This window comes from Streptomyces sp. NBC_01363, from assembly GCF_026340595.1.
Classification (GTDB): Bacteria; Actinomycetota; Actinomycetes; order Streptomycetales; family Streptomycetaceae; genus Streptomyces.
The window spans coordinates 111710-136974 of sequence record NZ_JAPEPF010000002.1 but is presented as its reverse complement, the minus strand read 5'-3'; the positions used below and the strand labels follow the sequence as shown (position 1 = coordinate 136974).

Genomic DNA, 25265 nt, shown 5'->3' with positions numbered 1-25265 from the left:
GTCATCGGCTGTGCCGGACCAGGGGCACCCGGGCACTGACCGCCGTGCCGCGGCCCGGCTCCGTCTCCACCTCGACGGCGCCCGCGATGCGCTCGGCGCGGGCCCGCATGCCGCCGAGCCCGAAACCGCCCGCGCCGCTGTACGGCGGCAGGGCGACCGGGTCGAAGCCGCAGCCGTCGTCCCTTACGTCCAGGGTGAGTTCGTCCCCCATGAACGACAGCGTGACGCCGACCCGGGAGGCCCCGGCGTGACGGCCGACGTTGGCGAGGGCCTCCTCGGCGATCCGGAGCAGGGTCGCGGCTATCTCGTCGTGGAGCGGCTCGACGGTACCGGTGACGGTGAACTCGGCCCGGACTCCGTGGCGTTCCCCCCAGTCGGTGACCGTACGCTTCAACGCCCCCGGCAGGTCGTCGTGTTCCAGTGCGGCGGGGACCAGGTCGTGGACCGAGCGGCGCGCCTCGCCGAGGCTGTGCCGGGCGAGGGTGGCGGCGCGGTCCAGGTGCACCCGGGCCAGCGCCGGGTCGGTGTCGCCGATCGAGGTCACCACCTGGAGCTGGGCGATGATGCCGGTCAGGCCCTGGGCCAGGGTGTCGTGGATCTCGGCGGCGAGCCGTCGGCGCTCGTCGGCGACGCCCGCCTCGCGGGCCTGGACCAGGAGCTGGGCGTGCAGCCCGGCGTTCTCCGCCAGGGCCTGTTCCAGGCGGGCGTTGGCCGACTCCAGTTCGGCGATGGTGTCGACCTGGGTGCGGGCGTGGTCGGCCTCGCGGTCGCCGATCTTGGCGAAGACCATGGTGAGGGTTCCGTGCAGACCGAACAGGGCGGCGAAGGCGAACCAGTTCATCAGGGAGGCCGGCGGCAGGCCGCTGCCGCACTGCGCACCCGCCATGATGGCGGCCGTGACCAGCAGCGCGGGACGGACGGCCCGTTGCGGGAGCAGCCGGCCGGTGTCGAAGTATCCGAGGATCGCGAACACCGAGTAGAAGGGGTTGCACCAGGTCAGTGCGAAGGCGATCAAGGTGCGGGCGACGTAGTAGAACTGCGACGCCCGCGACTTGGGGACAACGATCGGCCTGACCCGCCCCCACCAGAACTGGAGGGCGAGAGCGACGGGCACCAGCACCGCGGTGGTGTACACGTCGGCGCGATCCATGATGAGCGGGGCGCTCACGGCCGCGACGACCGTGCTCAGGCCGAGGAGCCCGTAGGGCCCGTACCTGAAGAACCGTTCCCACCCGAGTTCGGCGCTCATCGCGTCGTTCCGGTGCGCCGTCGCCGTGTCCCACGCCTTCATGGGTGCAGTCTCCCCGCCTCCGGCGCGCCGGTCACTCCCAGCGGAACAGACGGGTCGCGAGGAAGGTCACCAACGCCGTCCACAGCACCATCACACCGAGCTGGGCGAAGCCGGGCCAGCTGCCGGACGCCGCCCGGTCCAGCGCCTCGGACGCCGCTCCGAACGGGGTGAACCGGACGATGTTCCGGAGGGTGTCGGGCATGCTCTGCACCGGGATCCAGACGCCGGCGGTGAACATCATCAGGAGGTTCACGACCGAACTGATGGCGGCGGCCGCCTTGGTCGTACGGGACAGGGCGCAGAGCAGTGCGCCGAGGGTCAGCACGCTCGCCGTCGACAGGAGCAGTGCCAGGGCGTAGGCGACGGGCCGGCCGGGCAGCTCGACGCCGAAGGCGACCCGGCCGACGGCCATCGCCAGTGCGGCGGAGCCGAGGGCGGCGGCGCCGTGCAGGGCGATCTGCGCGGTGAGCAGCGCGGAGGGGCGTACCGGAGTGGTGGACATCCGGCGCAGGATGCCGCGTTCGCGGTAGCCGGTGAGGACGGGTGGCATGGCCTGCAGCCCGGACATGACCATGGCGAGCAGGACCGCCACCGGTACGTACAGGTCGATGACGCGCCGACCGCCGAGATCGTCGCTGTGTTCCCGGAAGGAGGGGATGAGGCCGAGGATCGTCAGGAGCGCGGTCGGGAAGACGACGATCCAGAACAGGGCGCCGGGTTCGCGCAGGAAGAGCCGGGTCTCGGACCTGAGCACCGCCTTGCGCGCGGATGCCGGCGCGGGTGTCGTGGTGGCCGTCGCCGTGGCCGGGTTCGCCGTGGTCATCTCAGGCCGCCTGTTCTGTGAGGTCGAGGAAGGCGTCGTCGAGCGTCGCCTCCGAGACGCGGAGCCGGTGTGCGGTGATGTGGTGGCGGGCCAGCAGTGAGATCACCGCGTTGACCGTCTCGTCGGTGCCACTGATGACGATCCGGTCGTCCTTCCGCTCCACGGACACCGCGCCGGGCAGCTGTTCCAGCTCGGCGTCGGTGAGCGGCTGCGACGGGGTGAAGGAGATGACCGTGGAGCTGTCCGCCCTGCCGATCAGCCCGGACGGGGTGTCGAGGGCGACGACCTTCCCCTTGTCGATCACGGCGACCCGGTCGCAGAGCTGCCTGGCCTCTTCCATGAAGTGGGTGACCAGCAGGACGGTGACGCCGCTGTCGCGTACGTCCTCGATCAGCTTCCAGGTGTCCCGGCGGGCCCGTGGGTCCAGGCCGGTGGTCAGCTCGTCGAGCACCACCACCCGCGGATTGCCGACCAGGGCGAGCGCGATGGAAAGCCGCTGCTTCTGACCGCCGGACAGTTTGGCGAAGCGGGTGTCGAACTTGGTGTGCAGACCGAGCCGTTCGGCGAGCTCCCGCCAGTCGGCGGGGTCCGGGTAGAAGGCGCTGTACAGCTCCAGTGCCTCGGCCACGGTGATTTTGGGCTGGAGCTCGCTCTCCTGGAGCTGGGCGCCCAGCAGCCGGGTGACCCGGTCGTGGTCGGCGACGGGGTCGAGACCGGCGACGCGGACCGTGCCGGCGTCGGGGGCCCGCAGGCCCCCGACGCACTCGACGGTGGTGGTCTTGCCCGCGCCGTTGGGGCCGAGGATCCCGAAGATCTCCCCCTCGTCGACGGTGAAGCTCACTCCGTCGACCACGGTGCGCCCGGCGTACGCCTTCTGCACCCCGTTCACTTCGATGATTGCCATGACCACGAGCATCGTGCCGCGGGGGCCGGCCCACCATCGTCCATCGCGCTCGAAGGGGCATCAGCCAATCGGTTGATACGGACTACGACCGGCGTGCGCCGGGGCCCGGTCGCACCTGCCACCGTCTGTCGGCGGAAAAACCACATGAGCGATGTCAGGGGTGAACCGTAGGCTCGCCTGTGATGCCCGAAGAACATGCAGAGCCCAAGGACCGGTCCACCGCTCAGACGCTGATGCGGTTGTGGCCTTATGTGAAGCCGGTGCGGAAGCGGCTGTTCGGTGCCGCTCTGGTCGCGATCGTCTCGTCCTGCATCGGCCTGGTGATCCCCCTCGTCCTGAAGTGGATCGTCGACGGCCCGGTGACGGACCGCGACCCCGGCGGGGTCTGGCTCGGCGCGCTGTATCTGCTGTTGCTGGGCATCGGCGAGGCGGCGCTGTTCGGGGTGCGGCGGTGGATGGTGGCCCGTCCGCTGGCCGGGGTCGAGGCGTCGATGCGGGCCGATCTGTACCGGCATCTCCAGCGGCTGCCGGTGGCGTTCCACGACCGCTGGGCATCGGGGCAGTTGCTCTCACGCGCGACCACGGACCTGATGCTGCTGCGTCAGTTCCTGGCCTTCCCGCTGACCTTCCTGCTGGTCAACGGGGCGACGGTCCTGATCGGCTTCGTCATTCTGCTGATGCAGCAGTGGACGCTGGGGCTGGTACTGCTCGTCCCGGTCGTACCGCTGATGATCATCTGCTCGGTCTTCGAGACGAAGTTCTCGACCGTGGCACGCCGGGCCCAGGACCAGGTCGGCGATCTGACGACGGTCGTCGAGGAGAGCGTGCTCGGCATCCGCATCATCAAGGGCTTCGGCCGGCACCGCAGCCAGGCCCTCGCCTTCCGTTCCCTCTCGCAGCGGCTGCGCACCACGGAGCTGGCCAAGGCCCGTCTCCTCGCGGGCATCTGGGCCGCCATCACCCTGCTCCCGGAGCTGGCCATCGGCGCGGCGCTGGTGCTCGGCACGGTCCAGGTCGCGGACGGCGACCTCTCCGCGGGCACCCTGGTCGCCTTTCTCTCCACCGCGCTCGCGCTGCGCTGGCCGGTGGAGTCGATCGGCTTCCTGCTGGCGATGAGCCAGGAGTCGGCGACGGCGACCGAGCGGTTCTTCGAGGTGATGGACGTGGCCGAGGAGGAGAACGCCTCCACCGCCGACGGGCAGGCCCCGGGCAGCGCGTCCACCCGCGGTGAAATGGTCTTCGAGGGCGTGGAGTTCCGCTATCCGGACGCGGAGCCCGGCTCCGTGCCCGTACTCTCCCGGATCGATCTGCGCATCCGGCCCGGCGAGACGATGGCCCTGGTCGGGGCCACGGGCTCCGGAAAGACGACGCTCACCGCCCTCGTGCCACGGCTGCACGAGGCCACCGCGGGGCGGATCACCCTGGACGGTACGGACATCACCACCATGCCCCGGGAGCGGCTGCGCGAGCTGGTGTCCGTGGCCTTCGAGGAGCCGACGCTCTTCTCGGCGAGCGTCGGGGAGAACGTGCTGATGGGCGCCGAGGGCGCCGGGGACGACGAGTTGCGCAGGGCGCTCGCCATCGCCCAGGCCGACTTCGCGCACGATCTGCCCGAGGGCGTCGGCACCCAGGTCGGCGAGCAGGGCCTCAGCCTCTCCGGCGGACAGCGGCAACGGCTCGCGCTGGCCCGCGCCGTGGTGGGCCGGCCGCGCTTCCTGGTCCTCGACGATCCGCTCTCCGCGCTGGACGTGCACACGGAGGCGCTGGTGGAGGCAGCGCTGCGGCAGGTCCTGGCGGAGACCACGGCGATCGTGGTCGCGCACCGGCCGTCCACCGTGATGCTCGCGGACCGGGTGGCACTGCTTTCGGAGGGCCGGATCACGGCCGTCGGCACCCATCAGGAACTGCTGCGCAGCAGCGCCGAGTACGCCTGGCTGATGTCGGGCGCCGAAGGCGCGCCGGACGCGCCCGCCGGGGACGCCTTCCCCGGCTTGTCCGCCGAGGACCTCCTCGCCGAGAAGGGCACCCGATGACCAGTACGACGACGGACACAGCCCCCGCCGAGGACGCACCGGAAGCCACGGGCTCCGGGACCACCGGGGACCGGTTCGACCGGGACGATCTGCCCACCCCGCCCGGCGCGACCCGGGCACTGCTGCGGTCGCTGCTGCGGCCGATGAAGGCCCGGGTGGCGCTGATCGCGCTGCTGCTGCTGGTCCAGCAGGCCGCCGTCCAGGCCGGCCCGCTGCTCGTCGCGTACGCCATCGACAGCGGGGTGCCCGCGTTCCGGGACGCGGACTACGGGCCGCTGATCGCGGTGGCCGTCGGGTACGCGCTGTGCTCGGCGACGGCCGGGGGCATGCAGTACGCGTTCGTACGGGTCTCCGCCTTGGTCAACCAGGACGCGCTGCTCGATCTGCGCGGACGGATCTTCCGTCATGCGCAGGCACTGAGCGTGGACTTCCACGAGCGCTACACCTCGGGCCGGCTGATCTCCCGTTCCACCACGGACGTGGAGTCGCTGCGGGAGCTGCTCAGCGAGGGACTGCAGGAGCTGATCGGCGTCGGCCTGTCCTTCGTCTCCATCTCGCTGATGCTGCTCTGGCTGGACTTCGACATGGGCGCATTGGCCGTGCTCTCCTTCATTCCGCTGTATCTGCTGGTGCGGCTCTTCCAGCGGCGGGCCGGAGTGCTGTACGCCGAGCGGTCCTCGGCCATCGCCGCGGTCATCGTCAAGTTCGCGGAGACGATGAACGGCATCCGCCCCGTCCAGGCCTTCCGCCGCGAGCCCGTCAACGACGCGCACTTCGAGGGCCTCAACAGCACGCACCGGTGGACCAACGGCAGCGCGATGCTGGAGATGGCCCGCTATGTCGTCGGCTCCCGGCTGGTCGCCAACACGGCGGTCGCCGGAATCGTGCTGTGGGGTGCGTACCGGGTGGCCTCGGGCACCCTGGCGCTCGGGGTGCTGGCCGCGGCCGTGCTCTATCTGCGCCGGCTGTACGACCCGATCGACCGGCTCGGCATGTTCCTCAACTCCTACCAGTCGGCCGCGGCCTCGCTGGAGAAGATCGCGGGTCTGCTGGCCCAGACCCCGTCCGTCCCGGAGACGTCGGACCCGCGGGAGCTGCCGGCCCTCACGGGCGAACACCCGGGCCGCGAGGTCGTCTTCGACCAGGTGCGCTTCGCCTACCGCACGGGCGGCGAGGTGCTGCCCCGCTTCGATCTGACGGTCCCGGCCGGGCAGACCGTCGCCGTGGTCGGATCGACGGGTGCGGGCAAGTCGACGCTGGCCAAGCTGCTGGCCCGGTTCTACGACCCGTCGGACGGCCGGGTGCTGCTCGACGGTACGGATCTGCGCGACCTGGCCGTGCCGGAGCTGCGGCGGGGTGTGGTGATGGTGACCCAGGAGGCGTTCCTGTTCTCCGGGACGGTCGCCGAGAACATCGCGATCGGCAGCCCGGACGCGACCCGTGCGGAGATCGAGCAGGCCGCCAAGGCGATCGGCGCGCACGATTTCATCAGCGGACTCCCCGACGGGTACGACACGGACGTACGCAAGCGGGGCGGCCGGATCTCGGCCGGTCAGCGCCAGTTGGTCGGGTTCGCCCGCGCCCTGCTCGCGAACCCGGCGGTGCTGATCCTCGACGAGGCGACGAGCTCGCTGGACGTTCCCGGCGAACGGGCGGTGCAACGGGCCATGGACACGGTGCTGCACGGCCGCACCGCGGTGGTGATCGCCCACCGCCTCTCCACGGTGGAGATCGCGGACCGGGTCCTGGTGATGGAGCACGGCCGCATCGTGGAGGACGGCACCCCGGCCGAACTCATCGCCGGCACCGGCCGCTTCGCGGGGCTGCACCGAGCGTGGCGGGAGAGTCTGACCTGAGCGGCCTCCGGCTCGGGGCGCCCGGTGGGGCGGGTGGAGGCCGTCCATGGGCGCCCACCTACAGAACAGGGGTACCCGGGGCCGACAGGGCGATCGCTGCGGCGGGGCACAGGTCGACCGCCTCGCGGACCGAGCCCCGCGTGTCAGCGGGCGGCTCGGGTCGCAGCACGATCGCCTTGCCGTCCTCCTCACGCTGGTCGAACACCTCGCCGGCCGTCAGCACGCACATTCCGGAGCCGACGCAGCGCTCGGTGTCCACAGTGATCCTCATGGGTCACGCGTCCCAGGTGACCGGGAGGCTCTTCACCCCGTAGACGTCCGCGGTCTCCGGACGCAGGGCAACCTCTTCGGGCGGTACGGCCAGGCGCAGCGTGGGGAAGCGGTCGAGCAGCGCGGGGAACGCGACCTTCATCTCGACGCGGGCCAGTTGCTGCCCCAGGCACTGGTGGATGCCGTGACCGAAGGCCAGGTGCCCGCCGTCCTGCCTGCGGAGGTCGAGCACGTGGGGGTCGGCGAAGCGCTCGGGGTCGCGGTTGGCAGTGTTGTACGACAGGATCACCCGCGAGCCGGCCTCGATGGTCCGGCCGCCCACCTCGACGTCCTCCAGCGCCGTCCTCATGAACGTCTTGGCGACACTGAGGTACCGCAGCAGCTCCTCCACGGCCCGGTCGGCGAGCGCGGGGTCGGTGCGCAGCGCGGCCAGCTGCTCCGGGTTGCGCAGCAGTGCGAAGGTGCCGAGGGCCAGCATGTTCGCGGTGGTGTCGAGCCCCGCCGCCAGCAGGATCAGCGCGATCCCCCTCAGCTCCTCGTCGGTCAGATCGCTGTCGGTGAGGTCGCTGAGCACGTCGTCGGTGGGGTTCGCGCGTTTGGCGGCCACCAGCTCCGCGAGGTAGTCCTGGGTCGCGGTATAGGCCGCCAGCAGGTCCTCGTCGCTCGTCTCCCCGTTCATGAACGAGTCGACCTGCTCCTGGAAGGACCCCCGGTCCTGGTACGGCACCCCCAGCAGTTCACAGATCATGATGGCGGGGATGGGCTTGGCGAACGCGGTCACCAGGTCCGCCGACGGCCCGGCCTCCTCCATGGCGTCCAGGTGGTCGGCGGTGATCTGCTCGACGCGCTCGGTGAGCAGTCGCATCCGTCGCACGGTGAACTTTCCCATCAGCGGCTTTCGATAGCGGCTGTGCTGGGGCTCGTCCATGAGCAGGAACTCGCCGGGCGGCGCCGGGGGTGCCTGCATGTCTCCGTAGTCGATGGTCGGGTGGAGCATGAGCTCCTTGCGTGAGCTGAACCGCGAGTCGGCCAGGACCGACCTGACCAGGTCGAATCCGGTGATCAGCCAGCCGGGCTTTCCGCCGGGGAAGGTGTAGGGGCTGATGGGGCTGTGCCGGCGGGCGTCGACCAGCTCTGCCGGCGGGTCGAAGGGGCAGCCGGACCGACGCGCCGTCGGCATCGTCGTGACGGTGTGCGGGAATTCACCCATGACCATTCCTCATCTCGCGATAGTACGCGTTTGACGATGCTCGAAAGCTACGTTGCATTCAGAAGGAGTGTCAATCGACAGAAACGCATTTCCCCAGGTAAATGGTGGGAAATTGATGCAATGACGCTGGACCCTAATGCAATATCGCGTTGCAATGAATGACGGCGAAAGCAATACTGACGGCATGCCAGGAGAACGGTTGACCCAGCAGGACCGCCAGCGCATCGCGGACGGAATCGCCGACGGGCTCTCCTACGCCGAGATCGCGAGGCGGATCGACCGGCCGACCTCGACGATCAGCCGGGAGATCGGACGCAACGGTGGCCCCAGCGGCTACCAGCCCCAGCGGGCGCACCGGGCGACGACCCGGCGGGCGCGGCGTGGCACACCGGCACCCCCGCGCGCGGCCGAACCACCGGGCGGCTCAACGGGAGAGGAGATCGTCGAGATGGCGGTCCGGGCGGGGCTGCCGAGGATGACAGCGCGCGTACACGTCGACCTGCTGCTGTCCGAGGACGGCAGGCGCACCGCGGCCGAGCTGACCCGCAGGCTGAAGGTCAGCCCCGCCTCCGTCTCCGTGTCCGTGAACTACCTCGTCCAGCACGGCTATGTCCGGCGCGAGCGCGATCCCCAGCGGCGTCGCGACATCTACGTGATCGACGACCAGGCCTGGTACCACTCCGTCGTTCTCAGCGCGCAACAGACGCTCGATGCGGCACATTCCGCGATGACCACGGTGGAGGCGACCGGGCCCGACAGCCCCGTGGGTCAGCGGATGGCCAGGGCAGGGGCATTCCTGGAGCGGGTCAGCCTGGACATCATGGAGTCGGCCGACCGCTGGCGCCCTCTCCTGGAGTGAGGGGCCCCGGAGCAGGCGTCGACGTCCGCCGATGCATACCCTCGCCAGACAGACCCACCGTAGCGCGCACCCCTGGCCAAGTAGCGCGTACAGCCAGGCCATTCACGTGCGCACCGAGCTCGTCAAGGAGCCCCTGGTAGGGTCCGCGGAGAGCGTCCACAACGCGATGGAGATGGTTCATGAGGCTGCTCCCGCTGTTCCTCCGACGGCCGATCGAAGCGGTGTACGAACGCCGACTGGCCGCCACCCTGGCGGGGCTGCCACGCCCACAGCACGTCGGGATCATGCTCGACGGCAATCGGCGCTGGGCTCGGCAGGCGGGTCACGTGGACGTCCGGGAGGGGTACCGGGCGGGCGGCGCCAAGACCACCGAGTTCCTGGGCTGGTGCAGTGCCGACGGCATCGAGCGCGTGACCCTCTTCATGCTCTCCGACGACAACCTCGGGCGCCCCGCCGAGCAGCTCGGCCCGCTGATCGAGATCATCGAAGAGACCGTCCGGGACATCACGGCCGCAGGCCGTTCATGGGAGGTCCAGGTGATCGGCTCGCTCGACATGCTGCCTGGCGCCAGTGCCCGGGTACTCAAGGAGGCCGCCGCCTCGACCGCGGGACGCGGCGGGCTCAAGGTGGACGTCGCGGTCGGCTACGGCGGCCGACGGGAGATCGTCGATGCGGTGAAGAGCGCCTTCGAGGAACACATCGCCGCCGGTGGTGACCCTGCCGAGCTGGCCGAGCGGTTCGAGATCGAGGACATCTCCCGGCATCTGTACTCGCCAACGGCCGACCACACCGACTTCATCATCCGGACCTCCGGAGAACAGCGGCTGTCCGGCTTCCTTCTCTGGCAGTCCGCGTACGCCGAGATGCACTGGGTGGACTGCTACTGGCCGGCGTTCCGTCACGTCGACTTCCTGCGCGCACTTCGTTCGTACGCGAATCGTGAACGGCGATTCGGCAAATGACCGTCTTCGGCGCCGGGGATCAGCCGGGGCGAGCGGGCCGGTGAGCTCCGCAGTCGCCACTCCGCTGTGCATCTCGATGCACCGGGCGCCGTTCTCGCTGGATCAGGACTTGAACCAACGGGTGACTCGGTCGTCGCAGGGCGCCCGTTCGTAACCGCTTGAGCCCCGCCATGCTCCCGGCGAACTCCGGGCGCGTGGCGGGGCTTTCGTCCGCGAGAGCCGACGCGCCGCCCACGCACACCTCAAGCGCGGCGCCCCGCTGCTCGTCGTCGTCCCCGACACGGACTGCACGTACACGCTGTCCGTACGATCCAGGGAGCAGGCGCCCGCGACCGCGTTCCGCTGCCACCCCGGGGAGGGATCCACATCAAGAATCGCTCACTGCACCCGATACGGCCCCCGGACCGCCGCAGCGCCCTGCGGTACCTGTGGTGGCTGATCGTCTGTCAGCGCCGTCGGGTCTCCGCCGGGGCGCTGCTCGGCAGCGCCTGGATGGTGTGCCTGACGCTGCCGCCGTACCTGCTGTCCCGCGCCATCGACGACGGGCTGCAACCGGGGCGGTGGCCCGCTCTGATCGGCTGGGTCGCGGCGTTGCTGGGTGTGGGTGTGCTGAACGCGTGGCTGGCCATCATGCGGCACCGCACGATGACCAGGGTGCGGCTGGACGCCGCTTTCCGTTCCGTGCAGGCCGTGGTCGCGCAGGCGACCCGGCTGGGCGGGGCGCTGCCGCGCCGGGTCACGGCCGGGGAAGTCGTCACGATCGGCTTCGGTGACGTCGCTGTGATCGCCGGCACGCTGACCATCACCGGGCCCGGTGTCGGCGCGGTCCTCGCCTTCGTCGTCGTGGCCGCGCTGCTGCTGGCCGTGGAACCGCTGCTCGCCGCGGTGGTGCTGCTCGGGGTCCCGCTGCTCGCGGTGCTGGTCGGACCGCTGCTGGGGCGGCTGCAGGGCGCCGAGGCGGCGTACCGGGAGCGGCAGGGCAGGCTCGCCGACCGGTTCGAGGACATGGTCGGGGGCCTGCGCGTCCTCAACGGCATCGGCGGCAAGGAGGTGTACGCCGAGCGCTACCGGCGCGGCTCGCAGGAGTTGCGGGCGGAGGGGTACCGCGTCGGCGCGGTGACCAGCTGGATCCAGGCCCTCGGCGTCGGCCTGCCCACCCTGTTCCTCGGGGCCGTGACCTGGCTGGCGGCCCGGATGGCCGCTCAGGGAACCATCAGCGTCGGCGAGTTGGTCGCGGTCTACGGCTACGCCGCGGTGCTCGTGGTGCCGGTCTCGTTCTTCATCGAGGGTGGCTACGACCTCAGCCGCGGGCTGGTCGCCGCCCGCCGGGTCATACGTTTCCTGGACCTGGAGCCCGATTCCGCGGGCGGTGAGGCGGCCGTGGACGGGCCCGGTCCGCCGGCCGCGCTCCATGATCCGGACTCCGGCGTGGAAGTGGTGCCCGGGAGGCTGACCGCCCTGGTCGGCGCCCGGCCGTCGGAGTCCGCGGCGGTGGTCGAGCGGCTCGGCCGGTTCACCGGGTCGGCCGCGACCTGGGGCGCGATACGCCTGGACGAGATCGACCTGACGCAGGTGCGGCGGCGGATCCTGGTCGCGGACAACGAGGCCGATCTGTTCGCCGGTCCGCTGCGCGAGGTGATCAGCGGCGCCCGGGACCGGGACGAGGAATCCATCGACCGCTGCCTGTACACGGCCGTGGCGCAGGACGTCGTCCGCGGTCTGCCGGACGGACTCGACTCGCCCGTCGACGCGCAGGGCCGCAATCTCTCCGGAGGCCAGCGCCAGCGCGTCCGGCTGGTCCGGGCCCTGCTGGCCGATCCCGAGGTGCTCCTGGCGGTCGAGCCCACCTCGGCGGTCGACGCACACACCGAGGCGGCCATGGCGACCCGGCTGCGCGCCGCGCGCTCCGGCCGCACCACGGTCGTCACCAGCACCTCACCGCTCCTGCTGGACCGGGCGGACACCGTGTACTACCTGGTCGACGGTCGCGTCGCGGCCGTCGGCAGCCACCGTGAACTCCTGGACCGGGAGTCCGGCTACCGCCTCCTGGTGTCCCGCGGTACGGACGACGACCCCGCCGACGAAGGAAACGTCCCGCCGTCCCGGGAGGCCGTGCGATGACCACCGGATCCGAGCCGACGCCCCAGGCCCTGCCCATCGCCGAACCGTCCCGGATACGCCGGGCGGCGCTCCGGCTGATCCGGCTGGACGCTCGCGTCTTCGCCGCCGTGATCGGCCTCAACGCGCTGGCCGCCGGTGCGGGGCTCGTCGGCCCGTGGCTGCTCGGCCGCATCATCGACGAGGTCAGGGCCGGCGGCGGGGTGGCCGCGGTGGACCGCCTGGCGCTCACCATCCTCGTCTTCGCCCTGGCGCAGCTCCTCCTGGTCCGTTGCGCCGGCTACGTCGGACACCGCTTCGGCGAGCGGACCCTGGCGCGCATCCGCGAGCAGTTCGCCGACCGGGTGCTCGCGCTGCCCGCCCCGGTGGTCGAGCGGGCCGGCACGGGCGACCTGATGACCCGCGGCACCACCGATGTCGCCGCGGTCGGCGCCACCCTCCGGGACGCCGGGCCGGAGGTCCTCATCGCCGGGGTCCAGGCGCTGTTCATCCTCGGTGCGGTCTTCGCGCTCGACCCGCTGCTCGGTGCGTGCGGGGTGCTGGGCCTGCTCGGCATCTGGTTCGCGGCCCGCTGGTATCTGCGCCGGGCGCTCACCGCGTACCTGGCCGAGGGAGCCGCCAACTCGGCTCTCGCGGAGCAGCTGGCGGCCACTGCCGCCGGGGCCCGCACCGTGGAGGCCCTCGGGCTTCAGCAGCGCCGCGTCACGGCATGCCGGGAAGCCATCGAGAAGTGCTGGAGCACCCGGACCCGGACGCTGTTCCTGCGCAGTGTGCTCTTCCCGGCCGTGGACATCTCGTACGTCATTCCGGTGGCCGGTGTCCTGCTCGTCGGCGGCGTACTGCACGACCACGGCACGATGAGCCTCGGCGCGGTGGTCGCCTCGGCCCTGTATCTGCGGCAGCTCTCCCAGCCCCTGGACACCATCCTCCAGCGGCTCGAACAGCTGCAGAGCAGCAGTGCCTCCTTCGCCAGGGTCGAGGGCCTCGGCCTGGCGGCGCACACGCCACGGGCCGTCTCCTCCGCACCGGCCGACGACCGGATCGAGGTGACGGATGTGCGCTACGCCTACGACGGCGGGGGCGACGTGCTGCACGGTGTCGGCCTGACGGTCCGTCCCGGCGAGCGGCTCGCGATCGTCGGCCCCTCCGGCGCGGGCAAGACCACCCTGGGCAGACTGCTGGCGGGCATGGACGCACCGCGCACCGGTTCGGTGACGGTCGGGCGGGTCCCGGTCGCCGGGCTGGACCCCGAGCGGCTGCGCCGGCACGTCGTCCTGGTCACCCAGGAGCACCATATCTTCCTCGGCACGGTCCGGGACAACCTGAAGATCGCCTCGGCCGGCGCCACCGATGCCGAAATGCGCGCGGCACTCGCCGCCGTCGGCGCCGACTGGGCCGACGAGCTGCCGGACGGCCTGGACACCGATCTGGGCCACGGCGGGCATCGGCCGGACGGCGCCCGGTCACAGCAGCTCGCCCTGGCGCGCGTGGTGCTGGCCGACCCGCACACGCTGATACTCGACGAGGCCACCGCGCTCCTGGACCCGAGGACGGCCCGGCACACGGAGCGGGCGCTGGCCGGCGTCCTCGAAGGCCGGACCGTCGTCGCCGTCGCGCACCGCCTGCAGACGGCTCACGACGCCGACCGGGTGGCGGTGATGGAGGACGGCCGGATCACCGAACTCGGCACCCACGACGATCTCGTGGCGGCCGACGGCGCCTACGCCGCGCTCTGGCGCTCCTGGCACGGCGAAGGCCCGCCCTCCTCCTGAGCCGGTGACGCCCGGACGCGGCGGGGCCCGCCCCCCGTCCGCGCCGCCCGGCGCGCGCGACCGGGCCGGAGCTGGTCTGCTGTTTCCAGGGGGCCGTCCACTCCCATGTCCCGGAGAGATCCAGATGAGCGTCCCCAGCGTCTACCGAGCCGCGCAGGCCATCGCCGCCGGCGGTCCATTCGAGATCGTCGAGCGCCCGGTGCCGCAGCCGGGTCCGGGTCATGTCCGGGTGGCCGTGGACGCCTGCGGCGTCTGCCACAGCGACGCCCTCTTCGTGGACGGCGTGCTCCCGGGCGTACGGTTCCCGGTGGTCCCCGGGCACGAGATCGCCGGCCGGATCGTGGAACTCGGCGACGGCACGCACAGCGCCTGGCAGGTGGGTGACCGGGTGGCGGTGGGCTGGTTCGGCGGCAGCTGCCACCACTGCACACCGTGCAGGCAGGGCGACTTCATGGTCTGCGTGAACCTGAAGGTGCCCGGGTGGGCGTACGACGGGGGCTATGCCGAGAGCGTCACCGTCCCGGCGGACGCCCTGGCCCGGATCCCCGACGCGCTGTCGGCGACCGACGCGGCACCCATGGGCTGTGCGGGAGTGACCACGTACAACGGACTGCGGCGCAGCGCCGCCCGGCCGGGAGACCTGGTCGCCGTGCTCGGTATCGGCGGGCTCGGACACCTGGGCGTGCAGTACGCGGCCGCGATGGGCTTCGAGACGGTGGCGATCGCCCGCGGAGCCGCCAAGGCCGACTTCGCGAAGGAGCTCGGCGCGCACCACTACATCGACAGCACCGCGGGCACCACCGTCGCGGACGCGCTGCAGTCCCTGGGCGGTGCCCGGGTCGTCCTGGCCACCGCCGCCAACTCCGCGGCCATCACGGCCACCGTGGAGGGGCTCGCGCCCCGCGGCGAGCTGGTGGTCATCGGCGCGGACCCGGAGCCGCTGGGGATCAGCCCGAACCAGTTGCTGATGACCGGCAAGGTCGTCCGGGGCCACCCCGCCGGCACCGCGCAGGACGTGCAGGACACCCTGGCGTTCAGCGCCCTGCACGGGATCCGCCCGATGACCGAGACGGTGCCGCTGGACGCGGCGGAGGAGGCGTACCGGAAGATGCTGTCCGGCGCCGCCCGCTTCCGGATGGTGCTCACCACCGCCTGACGCCCGGACCTTCCGGGCTTCACCGCGACCGGTTCCGCTCCTCGGTACGAGCGGCGCCGGTCGCAGCCGTGCTCGCGCTGCGGGCACCTGTGCCGAACGTCGAGGAGAGCAGCGATTCCCGCAGGTGGTACGGGAGTCGGCGGGCCGCCGCGACCGCTCCTCCCGGGGCCGCCCGCGCGGCGTCGGCTACGACGGGCGCCGTAGTGCCCGCGCCCCGGCCGTAGACGGCCGAACCGGTGGGTGTCGTCCGGAGCGACGAGTCCCCCGATACGGGTGGCCGAGAGAAGCCCGCGGCGGAGACGACCGGCCTCTCCACCCCTGACGTACCCGCGGTCGGACCGCCGGGCGAACGCGGCGAAACCGGCCACGGCCGCCGCGGTCGGCCGCCCGGACACGTGCACGCTTCAGGACACCGGCTCTCCAACGGGACGGGGACGGTAAGAAATCAGCCACATCTCGACGCCATCTCGGCCAGTGCCGAACACCCACTCCCCGGCCCGCTGTTCGAACACGAAGGCTTCAAGCCCGACCTCGGCTCTCTCTTCGAATTCCGGGCACGGAGGACGCCCTACGGCATCGCGGTGATGATCCGTGAAACGTCCGCTTAACGAACATGACCTTTCCGGCAACGGACGAGTTCCGGCCAAGTTGTTGACGCGGTCCTGACAGAGACGGCTTCCTGCTGACACTCTTCACCCCGTTCTGCGCACTTCTCGCTCACCCCGGACGGCTCACCGAGCCGCCGGTACCCCCCTCGCAGAAGGAGTCCGCGTGAGATCCACGCCCAGCCGTCGTGCCACCGCGACCGGCGCTCTGATAGCCGCAGCAGCCCTCCTCGCCGTCGGCGTCCAGACCGGAACGGCCACTGCCACTCCCAGCAGCGCCACAGCGGCGACCTCGGCGGCGGCCGGCGCCGACCACGGTGCCCTGGCCAAGCAGCTCTCCCCGTCCCAGCGCGCCGAGCTGATCCGCGAGGCCAACGCGAGCAAGGCGGACACGGCCAAGGACCTCGGTCTCGGCTCGCAGGAGAAGCTCGTCGTCAAGGACGTCGTCCAGGACAACAACGGCACCACGCACACGCGTTACGAGCGCACCTTCGCCGGACTCCCGGTGCTCGGTGGCGACCTGGTCGTCCAGGAGACCAAGGCCGGCACCACGCAGAGCGTCACCAAGGCCTCCAAGGTCTCCAGCGCGCAGCTGAAGACCGTGGACACGGCGGCCGACGTCGCGCCCGCGGTGGCCGAGAAGCAGGCACTCGGCCTCGCCAAGGCCGACGGATCCAAGAAGACCGAGGCCGACCGGGCACCGCGCAAGGTGGTCTGGATGGCGCAGGGCAAGCCGCAGCTCGCCTACGAGACCGTCGTCGGCGGACTCCAGGAGGACGGCACCCCCAACGAGCTGCACGTCATCACGGACGCGGCCACCGGGGCGAAGCTGTACGAGTGGCAGGGGGTCGAGAACGGCACCGGCAACACCCAGTTCAGCGGCCAGGTCACCCTCGGCACCGCACCGTCGTACACGCTGACGGACACGGGCCGCGGCAACCACAAGACGTACAACCTGAACCACGGCACGTCCGGCACCGGGACGCTGTTCACCAACTCCACGGACGTGTGGGGCAACGGCAACCCGTCGAACGCCGAGACCGCGGCCGCGGACGCCCACTACGGCGCGGCCGAGACCTGGGACTACTACAAGAACGTGCACGGCCGCACCGGTATCCGGGGCGACGGTGTCGGCGCGTACTCCCGCGTCCACTACGGCAACAACTACGTCAACGCCTTCTGGCAGGACAGCTGCTTCTGCATGACGTACGGCGACGGCTCGGGCAACAACGCCCCGCTGACCGCGCTCGACGTCGCCGCGCACGAGATGTCGCACGGTGTCACCGCCGCCACCGCCAACCTGGTCTACAGCGGCGAGTCCGGTGGCCTCAACGAGGCGACCAGTGACATCTTCGCCTCCGCGGTCGAGTTCTACGCCAACAACGCCAGCGACAAGGGCGACTACCTCATCGGCGAGAAGATCGACATCAACGGCGACGGCACCCCGCTGCGCTACCAGGACAAGCCGAGCAAGGACGGCGCGTCCAAGGACGCGTGGTACTCCGGCATCGGCAACATCGACGTCCACTACTCCTCGGGCCCGGCGAACCACTTCTTCTACCTGCTCTCCGAGGGCAGCGGCGCCAAGGTCATCAACGGCGTCTCCTACGACTCCCCGACCTCCGACGGCCTGCCGGTGACCGGCATCGGCCGCGACAAGGCCGCGCAGATCTGGTTCAAGGCGCTCACCACCAAGTTCACCTCCACCACCAACTACGCGGCGGCCCGCACCGGCACCCTCGCCGTGGCCGGTGAGCTGTACGGCACGACCAGCGCCGAGTACAAGGCCGTCGGGGACGCCTGGGCCGCCATCAACGTCGGCACCCGTGACGGCGGCAACCCGGACCCGGGCGGCAAGGTCTTCGAGAGCAAGACGTCGGTCGCCATCCCGGACCGTGGTGCGGCCGTCACCAGCTCGGTCAACGTCACCGGTGTCACCGGCAACGCGCCCAGCGCCCTCAAGGTCGACGTGGACATCACCCACACCTACCGCGGTGACCTGGTCGTCGACCTCGTCGCCCCGGACGGCACGGCCTACCGGCTGAAGAACTCCTCGGCCGGCGACCCGGCGGACGACGTCCGCGGCACCTACACGGTCGACGCGTCGTCCGAGGTCGCCAACGGCACCTGGAAGCTCAAGGTCCAGGACGTCTACTCGGGTGACACGGGCAAGATCAACAGCTTCAAGCTCACCTTCTGAACCCCGCACCGGTCATGACCCGGTGACCACCGCCCGGCAGGAGCTCGCGCCCCTGCCGGGCGGTTCCGTGTCGAAGCCTGTCGGGTGGCCTCCGACCGGCTCTCAGCGCATCAGCACGCCCGCACCGTCCCTCGCCGCCTCCGTGGGCAGCGCCACCAGGCCGAGTTCCGCGCCGGTCGCCAGCAGCGGATGGGCCGGAAGCACCCGCACCGTGTAGCCGTACGGCCCCGTGCGGTCGAGGGCGAGCGGCCCCTCGTAGAGCCAGCGGCCCTCCAGGTCCTGGCCCCCGGCCGGTTTCAGCGGGAAGACCTGGGCGTCCGAGATCCCGTCGGCGGCATCCACCCGGCCGGCCACCGCCTGCACCTCCACGTCGTCCGGCTCCAGCACCCCGAGGGCGACCCTGGCCCGGAGCGTCAGCGTCGCCCCCAGCTCGGCCGAACCGTCCGCCGCGGTGGGCGCCACGGCCTCCACATGGTCGACGGCCACGCGCGGCCAGGCGGCACGGACCCTGGCCTTCCAGTCGGCGAGCCGGCGCGCCGTCCCGGGGTCCAGCGCGCGCCGGGCGCGCGCGGCGGGCGCGTACAGCCGCTCCACGTACTCGCACACCATCCGCCCGGCCAGCACCTTGGGACCGAGCGTGCCCAGCGTGCGGCGGACCATCTCGATCCAGCGCTCCGGAAGCCCCGCGTCGCCCCGGTCGTAGAAGCGGGGCGCGACCCTGTCCTCGATCAGCTCGTAGAGGGCGGCGGCCTCCAGATCGTCCCGGCGGTCCTCGTCCAGGGCCAGACCGTCGGCGGTCGGGATCGCCCAGCCGAAGTCCGGCTCGAACCACTCGTCCCACCAGCCGTCGAGCACCGAGAGGTTGAGGCAGCCGTTGAGCGCGGCCTTCATCCCGCTCGTACCGCAGGCCTCCAGCGGGCGCAGCGGATTGTTCAGCCATACGTCGCAGCCCGGGTAGAGCTTCCGCGCCATGGCCATCCCGTAGTCCGGCAGGAAGACGATGCGGTGGCGCACCCGGGGATCGTCGGAGAACCGCACCAGCTCCTGCACCAGCCGCTTTCCGCCGTCGTCGGCGGGGTGGGCCTTGCCGGCGACGACGATCTGGATCGGGCGGGTCGGGTGGAGCAGCAGTTCCATCAGCCGGTCGCGGTCGCGCAGCATCAGCGTGAGCCGCTTGTACGAGGGAACGCGCCGGGCGAAGCCGATCGTCAGCACGTCCGGGTCCAGCACGCCGTCGATCCAGCCGAGTTCGGCCGGTTCGGCGCCCCGGGCGCGCCATGAGGCGTGCAGCCGTTCACGCACCTCGGTGACCAGCTGTCCGCGCAGGGACCGCCGCAGGTCCCACAGTTCCCGGTCCGGGACCTCGGCGGCGGAGTCCCAGCGTCCGGGCGTGGCGCCGTAGCGGCTGCGCAGCCGGAAGACCTCGGGCGCCACCCAGGTGGGGGCGTGGACCCCGTTGGTCACCGAGGTGATCGGCACCTCGGCCGCGTCGAAGCCCGGCCACAGCCTGGCGAACATCTCCCGGCTGACCGAGCCGTGGAGGGTGGAGACCCCGTTGGCCCGCTGGGCGAGCCGCAGTCCCATCACCGCCATGTTGAAGAGACCGGTCTCACCGTCGGGGCGGGTCTCCATGCCCAGTTGCAGGATGCGTTCGGCGGCCACGCCCGGGAGTTCGCCGTCGTCGCCGAAGTGCCGGGCGACGAGTTCGCGGTCGAAGCGGTCGATCCCGGCGGGCACGGGCGTGTGGGTGGTGAAGACCGTGCCGGCCCGTACGGACTCCACCGCGGAGTCGAAGTCCAGTCCGGTGCCGGAGAGTTCACGGATGCGTTCGAGTCCGAGGAAGCCGGCGTGCCCCTCGTTGGTGTGGAACACCTCGGGTTCCGGGTGCCCCGTGAGCCGGCAGTACGTCCGCACGGCCCGTACGCCGCCGATGCCCAGGAGCATCTCCTGGAGGAGCCGGTGCTCGCTGCCGCCGCCGTACAGCCGGTCGGTCACCTCGCGTTCGCCCGGCGCGTTCTCCTCCACGTCGGAGTCGAGCATCAGCAGCGGTACGCGTCCGACCCGGGCCTGCCAGATGTGGGCGTGCAGCGAACGGCCGCCCGGCAGGGACAGCACCACCCGGCTCGGGGTTCCGTCGGCCTCGCGCAGCAGGGCGACCGGGAGCTCGTTCGGATCGAGTACCGGATAGTGCTCCTGCTGCCAGCCGTCGCGCGACAGGCTCTGGCGGAAGTAGCCGTGCCGGTAGAGCAGGCCGACCCCGACGAGGGGGACGCCCAGATCGCTGGCGGCCTTGAGATGGTCGCCGGCGAGGATGCCGAGCCCGCCGGAGTACTGGGGCAGGGCCGCGGTCACTCCGAACTCGGGCGAGAAGTAGGCGACGGCGGCCGGGAGTTGCGCTCCCCGCTCCAGCTGTTCCTGGTACCACCTGGGTCCGTGCAGGTAGTCCCGGAGGTCCTGGGACGCCTCGGTCAGCCGGTGCAGGAACTGCTGGTCCCGGGCCAGCTCGGCGAGTCGTCCGGCGGATACGGCACCGAGCAGCCGCACCGGATCGCATTCCGCCGTCCGCCGGACCTCCGGGTCGACGGCCTGGAACAGCTCACGGGTCTCGGTGTGCCAGGACCAGCGCAGATTGTGGGCGAGGTCGCTGAGCGGTCGAAGGGGTTCGGGGAGGACGGGACGCACGGTGAATCGACGAATGGCCTTCACGTATTCCACCTTTACAGGGGACGTACTGATCCGAGGGGGACGCACCACGGGGTGCGCCGCTGCGTCACTCTCGACGGTGGCGGCGGGCCCCGCCCCATCCGTATCCGGATTCACTCGCGGCCCGTCCGGGCACACCGACCACACAGGTAATGGCCGATTCCATTCCCTCGTTCGGTCTTGTGGCACTTCGCACCAGAGGGAAAGCTGCCCAGTGGCGTCCGGAAGGTCACCGGCGGGCCCGCGCACCGTGGGCGGCGCCGGTGCGAACAGGTCGTCATGGATACGCCCGAGCAGTTGACAGAACCACCGGATCGGCCCACCGGGAATCGCGGGAAGGCTTCTCCGGTACACAGCCCGAGTGCGCCCCGGGTGCCATGTGAATAACGCCCGAATGCAGCACGAATGCGAGGCATCCGCGGTCCGGTTTCCATCCGGTTCACATCCGCGCAACATACCCGTGCTCAGCTCATTCGACTGCCATTCGAGTGAATGCGGACAGGAGCGGCCATGCCCACACCCCACCAGCCGTCGACGGAGCAGCTAGAAAGGACGGACCCCATCGGCAGCGGTGCGCGCATTTCACCCTCCGCCACTGTGCCGCGCCCCGTTCAGCCCGAACCCCAGTCCCCAGGTGATTCCATGATCGGTCGCATTCCCGTCCTCGACGTCCGCCCCCTCGTCGACTGCGGCAGAAGGCCCGCCAAGGCCGTCGCCGATGAGACCTTCCAGGTCACCGCGACCGTCTTCCGCGAGGGCCACGAGGCCGTCGCCGCCAATGTGGTCCTGGTGGACCCGAGCGGGCGCCCCGGTCCATGGACGCCGATGCGCGAGCTCGCCCCCGGCACCGACCGCTGGGGCGCCGATGTCACCCCGGTCTCCGAGGGCCGCTGGACGTATACGGTCGAGGCCTGGAGCGATCCGGTCACCACCTGGCGGCAGCACGCCCGGATCAAGATTCCGGCGGGGATCGACACCGCGCTCGTCCTGGCGGAGGGTGCCGAGCTGTACGAGCGGGCCGCCGGGGGCGTACCCAAGCGGGACGGCCGCGAGGCGGTGCTGGCCGCCGTCGACGCGCTGCGCGACGCGTCCCGCCCGGCCGCCGCCCGGCTGGCCGCGGCGCTCGCCCCCGAGGCGCAGGCCGCGCTCGCCCGCCATCCGCTGCGCGAACTGGTCAGCGCGTCCCGGCCGCTGCCGCTGGTGGTCGAGCGCCGACGGGCCCTGTTCGGCTCCTGGTACGAGCTGTTCCCGCGCTCGGAGGGGGCCAGGGTCGAACCGGCCGCGCCTACGAGGAGGAAGGACGGGGCGAGCAGGGCCGGAAAGCCGGCGAGGATCGTCAGCGGCACCTTCCGCACGGCCGCCGAGCGGCTTCCCGCGGTCGCCGCGATGGGCTTCGACGTGGTCTATCTCCCGCCGATCCACCCCATCGGAACCACCCACCGCAAGGGCCCCAACAACTCGCTCTCCCCCGCCCCGCACGACGTGGGGGTACCGTGGGCGATCGGCTCCGCGGAGGGCGGTCACGACGCCGTCCATCCCGGGCTCGGCACCCTCGACGACTTCGATCATTTCGCCAGGACAGCCCGCGATCTGCGCATGGAGATCGCCCTCGATTTCGCGCTCCAGTGTTCTCCCGACCACCCCTGGGTGGAGAAACACCCGGAGTGGTTCCACCATCGTGCGGACGGCTCGATCGCCTATGCCGAGAATCCGCCGAAGAAATACCAGGACATCTATCCGATCGCCTTCGACAAGGATCTGCGCGGACTGGTCGCCGAGACCGTGCGCATTCTGCGGTTCTGGATGGATCACGGGGTGCGGATCTTCCGTGTCGACAATCCGCACACCAAGCCGGTGATCTTCTGGGAGAAGGTGATCGCGGACATCAACCGGACCGACCCCGATGTGATCTTTCTGGCCGAGGCATTCACCCGACCCGCGATGATGAAGACGCTCGCGACCATCGGCTTCCAGCAGTCCTACACGTATTTCACCTGGCGCAACACCCGGCAGGAAATCACTGAATACGTCACGGAGTTGTCCGGCGAAACCGCTTCCTACATGCGGCCCAACTTCTTCGTGAACACGCCGGACATCCTGTCCGGCTATCTCCAGGACGGAGGCCGCCCGGCCTTCGAGACGCGGGCCGTCCTCGCCGCGACGCTCTCCCCCTCCTGGGGTGTGTACGCGGGCTACGAGCTGTGCGAGAACACCCCGGTCCGGCCCGGCAGTGAGGAGTACCTCGACTCGGAGAAGTACCAGATCCGGCCCAGGGACTGGGAGTCGGCGGAGCGCGAGGGCCGTTCGCTGGCCCCGCTCATCACCACGCTCAACCGCGTCAGGCGCCGCAACCCGGCTCTGCAGCAACTGCGCGACGTGCACTTCCACTCCACCGACAACGACGCGTTGATCGCGTACAGCAAGCGTTCGGGGTCGAACATCGTTCTGGTGGTCGTCAACCTCGACCCGCACCACACCCACGAGGCCACGGTCTCGTTGGACATGCCGCGACTCGGCCTCGACCGGCACGAGCGCGTGCCGGTGCGCGACGAGCTCACCGGCGATACCTATCACTGGGGCAGGACCTTCTATGTGCGTCTGGAGCCGGGCGTCACGCCCGCGCACATCGTCGTCCTGCGACCGTCCCCGCCGACCGGAGGGTCACCCACACCATGATCGTCAATGAGCCCGTCCACGACACGTTCGAGGACACCCCGGCCAAGGACCGCGATCCCGACTGGTTCAAGCGCGCCGTCTTCTACGAGGTCCTCGTCAGGTCCTTCCAGGACTCCAACGGCGACGGCATCGGCGACCTCAAGGGCATCACCGCCAAACTGGACTATCTGCAGTGGCTGGGCGTCGACTGCCTCTGGCTGCCGCCGTTCTTCAAGTCGCCGCTGCGCGACGGCGGTTACGATGTCTCCGACTACACGGCCGTGCTGCCGGAGTTCGGTGATCTGGCCGACTTCGTGGAGTTCGTCGACGCCGCGCACCAGCGCGGGATGCGCGTGATCATCGACTTCGTCATGAACCACACGAGCGATCAGCACGACTGGTTCCAGCAGTCCCGCACCGACCCGGAGGGACCTTACGGCGACTACTACGTCTGGGCCGACGACGACAAGCAGTTCCCGGACGCCCGGATCATCTTCGTGGACACGGAGACGTCCAACTGGACCTTCGACCCGGTGCGCAAGCAGTACTACTGGCACCGGTTCTTCTCCCACCAGCCCGATCTCAACTACGAGAACCCGGCGGTGCAGGAGGAGATCGTCTCCGCGCTCCGCTTCTGGCTGGACCTCGGCATCGACGGTTTCCGGGTGGACGCCGTGCCGTATCTCTACCAGCGGGAGGGCACCAACTGCGAGAACCTCCCGGAGACGCACGACTTCCTCAAGCGGGTCCGCAAGGAGATCGACGCGCACTACCCGGACACCGTGCTGCTCGCCGAGGCCAACCAGTGGCCGGAGGACGTCGTCGACTACTTCGGCGAGTACCAGGCCGGCGGCGACGAGTGCCACATGGCGTTCCACTTCCCCGTGATGCCGCGGATCTTCATGGCCGTCCGGCGCGAGAGCCGCTACCCGGTCTCCGAGATCCTGGCGAAGACACCGGCGATCCCGAAGAACTGCCAGTGGGGCATCTTCCTGCGCAACCACGACGAACTCACCCTCGAAATGGTCACGGACGAAGAGCGCGACTACATGTACGCGGAGTACGCCAAGGATCCGCGCATGCGGGCCAACATCGGCATCCGGCGGCGGCTCGCGCCCCTGCTGGACAACGACCGCAACCAGATCGAGCTGTTCACCGCGCTGCTGCTGTCCCTGCCCGGCTCCCCGATCCTCTACTACGGGGACGAGATCGGGATGGGCGACAACATCTGGCTCGGCGACCGGGACGCCGTACGCACCCCGATGCAGTGGACGCCCGACCGGAACGCCGGGTTCTCCTCCAGCGACCCGGGGCGGCTCTACCTCCCCACGATCATGGATCCGGTCTACGGATACCAAGTCACCAATGTCGAGGCGTCGATGGCGTCGCCGTCGTCGCTGCTGCACTGGACGCGGCGGATGATCGAGATCCGTAAGCAGAACCCCGCCTTCGGTCTCGGCTCGTACAACGAACTGCCGTCGTCGAACCCGGCCGTGCTCGCCTTCACCCGTGAGCACGGGGACGATCTCGTGCTGTGCGTGCACAACTTCTCGCGGTTCGCGCAGCCGACGGAGCTCGATCTGCGGTCGTTCACCGGGCGTCATCCGGTGGAGCTGATCGGCGGGGTGCGCTTCCCCGCCGTCGGTCAATGGCCCTACCTGCTGACTCTCGCGGGGCACGGCTTCTACTGGTTCCGGCTGCGCAAGGACGCGCCGCCGAACTGACCGGACACCCTCTCCCACACCGACCGCGGGGCGGTTTCCGCCGCCCCGCACGGGGCACCCTCCCCCACATCGCACACACGTACGGCCCCTTCCGGGTCCCATCTGGCGTTTCGATCCCATCGAG

Annotated in this window: 16 protein-coding genes; 10 read left to right on the top strand and 6 right to left on the bottom strand. The window is 70.7% G+C overall.

Annotated features, from left to right (window positions below):
• Nucleotide 1 precedes the first annotated feature (1 nt).
• The 3 genes from OG611_RS28750 to OG611_RS28740 are packed head-to-tail and all read right to left on the bottom strand — an operon-like array spanning nucleotide 2 to nucleotide 3018.
• Complete coding sequence (locus OG611_RS28750; RefSeq protein WP_266426723.1) at nucleotides 2-1291, bottom strand: sensor histidine kinase; 1290 nt, start codon at nucleotides 1289-1291, stop codon at nucleotides 2-4.
• A gap of 31 nt (nucleotides 1292-1322) precedes the next feature.
• Nucleotides 1323-2114 (bottom strand): ABC transporter permease, encoded by a 792-nt coding sequence (locus tag OG611_RS28745; protein ID WP_266426720.1) that lies wholly within the window; start codon nucleotides 2112-2114, stop codon nucleotides 1323-1325.
• A 1-nt stretch (nucleotide 2115) separates the two neighbouring features.
• Entirely contained in the window at nucleotides 2116-3018 is a 903-nt protein-coding gene (locus OG611_RS28740; RefSeq protein ID WP_266426717.1) for an ABC transporter ATP-binding protein, read from the bottom strand.
• A gap of 182 nt (nucleotides 3019-3200) precedes the next feature.
• On the opposite strand from OG611_RS28740, the gene OG611_RS28735 reads away from it, so the two are divergent.
• Nucleotides 3201-5051 carry an ABC transporter ATP-binding protein gene (locus tag OG611_RS28735; protein ID WP_266426714.1) on the top strand — a complete coding sequence of 617 codons (1851 nt, stop codon included), beginning with the start codon at nucleotides 3201-3203 and terminating at the stop codon, nucleotides 5049-5051.
• Nucleotides 5048-6907 (top strand): ABC transporter ATP-binding protein, encoded by a 1860-nt coding sequence (locus OG611_RS28730; protein WP_266426711.1) that lies wholly within the window; start codon nucleotides 5048-5050, stop codon nucleotides 6905-6907. The genes OG611_RS28735 and OG611_RS28730 overlap by 4 nt, the downstream gene beginning before the upstream one ends.
• A gap of 58 nt (nucleotides 6908-6965) precedes the next feature.
• Here the strand turns inward: OG611_RS28730 and OG611_RS28725 are convergent, their stop codons facing one another.
• A complete protein-coding gene (locus OG611_RS28725) occupies nucleotides 6966-7178 on the bottom strand; it encodes a ferredoxin (protein WP_266426709.1) in 213 nt (70 codons plus the stop codon).
• 3 nt (nucleotides 7179-7181) lie between these two features.
• Nucleotides 7182-8387, bottom strand: a complete 1206-nt coding sequence (locus tag OG611_RS28720) for a cytochrome P450 (protein ID WP_266426707.1) — start codon at nucleotides 8385-8387, stop codon at nucleotides 7182-7184.
• 199 nt (nucleotides 8388-8586) lie between these two features.
• On the opposite strand from OG611_RS28720, the gene OG611_RS28715 reads away from it, so the two are divergent.
• From OG611_RS28715 to OG611_RS28690, 6 genes are all read left to right on the top strand, one after another.
• The gene (locus OG611_RS28715; RefSeq protein WP_266426704.1) at nucleotides 8587-9246 is read left to right on the top strand and encodes a helix-turn-helix domain-containing protein; all 660 of its coding nucleotides are present in this window, start codon (nucleotides 8587-8589) and stop codon (nucleotides 9244-9246) included.
• A gap of 179 nt (nucleotides 9247-9425) precedes the next feature.
• Nucleotides 9426-10208 (top strand): isoprenyl transferase, encoded by a 783-nt coding sequence (locus OG611_RS28710; protein ID WP_266426701.1) that lies wholly within the window; start codon nucleotides 9426-9428, stop codon nucleotides 10206-10208.
• A 492-nt stretch (nucleotides 10209-10700) separates the two neighbouring features.
• Nucleotides 10701-12329, top strand: coding sequence for an ABC transporter ATP-binding protein (locus OG611_RS28705; RefSeq protein WP_266426698.1), 1629 nt, complete (start codon nucleotides 10701-10703; stop codon nucleotides 12327-12329).
• The gene (locus OG611_RS28700; RefSeq protein ID WP_266426695.1) at nucleotides 12326-14098 is read left to right on the top strand and encodes an ABC transporter ATP-binding protein; all 1773 of its coding nucleotides are present in this window, start codon (nucleotides 12326-12328) and stop codon (nucleotides 14096-14098) included. Before OG611_RS28705 ends, OG611_RS28700 begins: the two co-directional genes overlap by 4 nt.
• Nucleotides 14099-14222: 124 nt before the next feature.
• A complete protein-coding gene (locus OG611_RS28695; protein WP_266426692.1) occupies nucleotides 14223-15254 on the top strand; it encodes an alcohol dehydrogenase in 1032 nt (343 codons plus the stop codon).
• A 771-nt stretch (nucleotides 15255-16025) separates the two neighbouring features.
• Nucleotides 16026-18059 (top strand): M4 family metallopeptidase, encoded by a 2034-nt coding sequence (locus tag OG611_RS28690; RefSeq protein WP_266426690.1) that lies wholly within the window; start codon nucleotides 16026-16028, stop codon nucleotides 18057-18059.
• A gap of 102 nt (nucleotides 18060-18161) precedes the next feature.
• Here OG611_RS28690 and glgP read toward each other — a convergent pair whose 3' ends face one another.
• Nucleotides 18162-20765, bottom strand: a complete 2604-nt coding sequence (gene glgP / locus OG611_RS28685) for an alpha-glucan family phosphorylase (RefSeq protein WP_266426688.1) — start codon at nucleotides 20763-20765, stop codon at nucleotides 18162-18164.
• Nucleotides 20766-21404: 639 nt separating this feature from the next.
• Here glgP and OG611_RS28680 point away from each other — a divergent pair.
• Together OG611_RS28680 and treS are read left to right on the top strand one after the other, a co-directional pair.
• Complete coding sequence (locus OG611_RS28680; RefSeq protein WP_266426686.1) at nucleotides 21405-23438, top strand: alpha-1,4-glucan--maltose-1-phosphate maltosyltransferase; 2034 nt, start codon at nucleotides 21405-21407, stop codon at nucleotides 23436-23438.
• Nucleotides 23435-25141, top strand: a complete 1707-nt coding sequence (treS, locus tag OG611_RS28675) for a maltose alpha-D-glucosyltransferase (RefSeq protein ID WP_266426683.1) — start codon at nucleotides 23435-23437, stop codon at nucleotides 25139-25141. Before OG611_RS28680 ends, treS begins: the two co-directional genes overlap by 4 nt.
• Nucleotides 25142-25265 lie beyond the last annotated feature (124 nt).

Excerpts from the sequence above, each read along its gene's own strand:
- OG611_RS28745 (WP_266426720.1), bottom strand. The coding sequence starts at position 2,114 with ATGACCACGGCGAACCCGGCCACGGCGACGGCCACCACGACACCCGCG.
- OG611_RS28735 (WP_266426714.1), top strand. The coding sequence starts at position 3,201 with ATGCCCGAAGAACATGCAGAGCCCAAGGACCGGTCCACCGCTCAGACG.
- OG611_RS28740 (WP_266426717.1), bottom strand. The coding sequence starts at position 3,018 with ATGGCAATCATCGAAGTGAACGGGGTGCAGAAGGCGTACGCCGGGCGC.
- OG611_RS28710 (WP_266426701.1), top strand. The coding sequence starts at position 9,426 with ATGAGGCTGCTCCCGCTGTTCCTCCGACGGCCGATCGAAGCGGTGTAC.
- treS (WP_266426683.1), top strand. The coding sequence starts at position 23,435 with ATGATCGTCAATGAGCCCGTCCACGACACGTTCGAGGACACCCCGGCC.
- OG611_RS28730 (WP_266426711.1), top strand. The coding sequence starts at position 5,048 with ATGACCAGTACGACGACGGACACAGCCCCCGCCGAGGACGCACCGGAA.
- OG611_RS28720 (WP_266426707.1), bottom strand. The coding sequence starts at position 8,387 with ATGGGTGAATTCCCGCACACCGTCACGACGATGCCGACGGCGCGTCGG.
- OG611_RS28695 (WP_266426692.1), top strand. The coding sequence starts at position 14,223 with ATGAGCGTCCCCAGCGTCTACCGAGCCGCGCAGGCCATCGCCGCCGGC.
- OG611_RS28725 (WP_266426709.1), bottom strand. The coding sequence starts at position 7,178 with ATGAGGATCACTGTGGACACCGAGCGCTGCGTCGGCTCCGGAATGTGC.
- OG611_RS28705 (WP_266426698.1), top strand. The coding sequence starts at position 10,701 with ATGGTGTGCCTGACGCTGCCGCCGTACCTGCTGTCCCGCGCCATCGAC.
- OG611_RS28750 (WP_266426723.1), bottom strand. The coding sequence starts at position 1,291 with ATGAAGGCGTGGGACACGGCGACGGCGCACCGGAACGACGCGATGAGC.
- OG611_RS28680 (WP_266426686.1), top strand. The coding sequence starts at position 21,405 with ATGATCGGTCGCATTCCCGTCCTCGACGTCCGCCCCCTCGTCGACTGC.
- OG611_RS28700 (WP_266426695.1), top strand. The coding sequence starts at position 12,326 with ATGACCACCGGATCCGAGCCGACGCCCCAGGCCCTGCCCATCGCCGAA.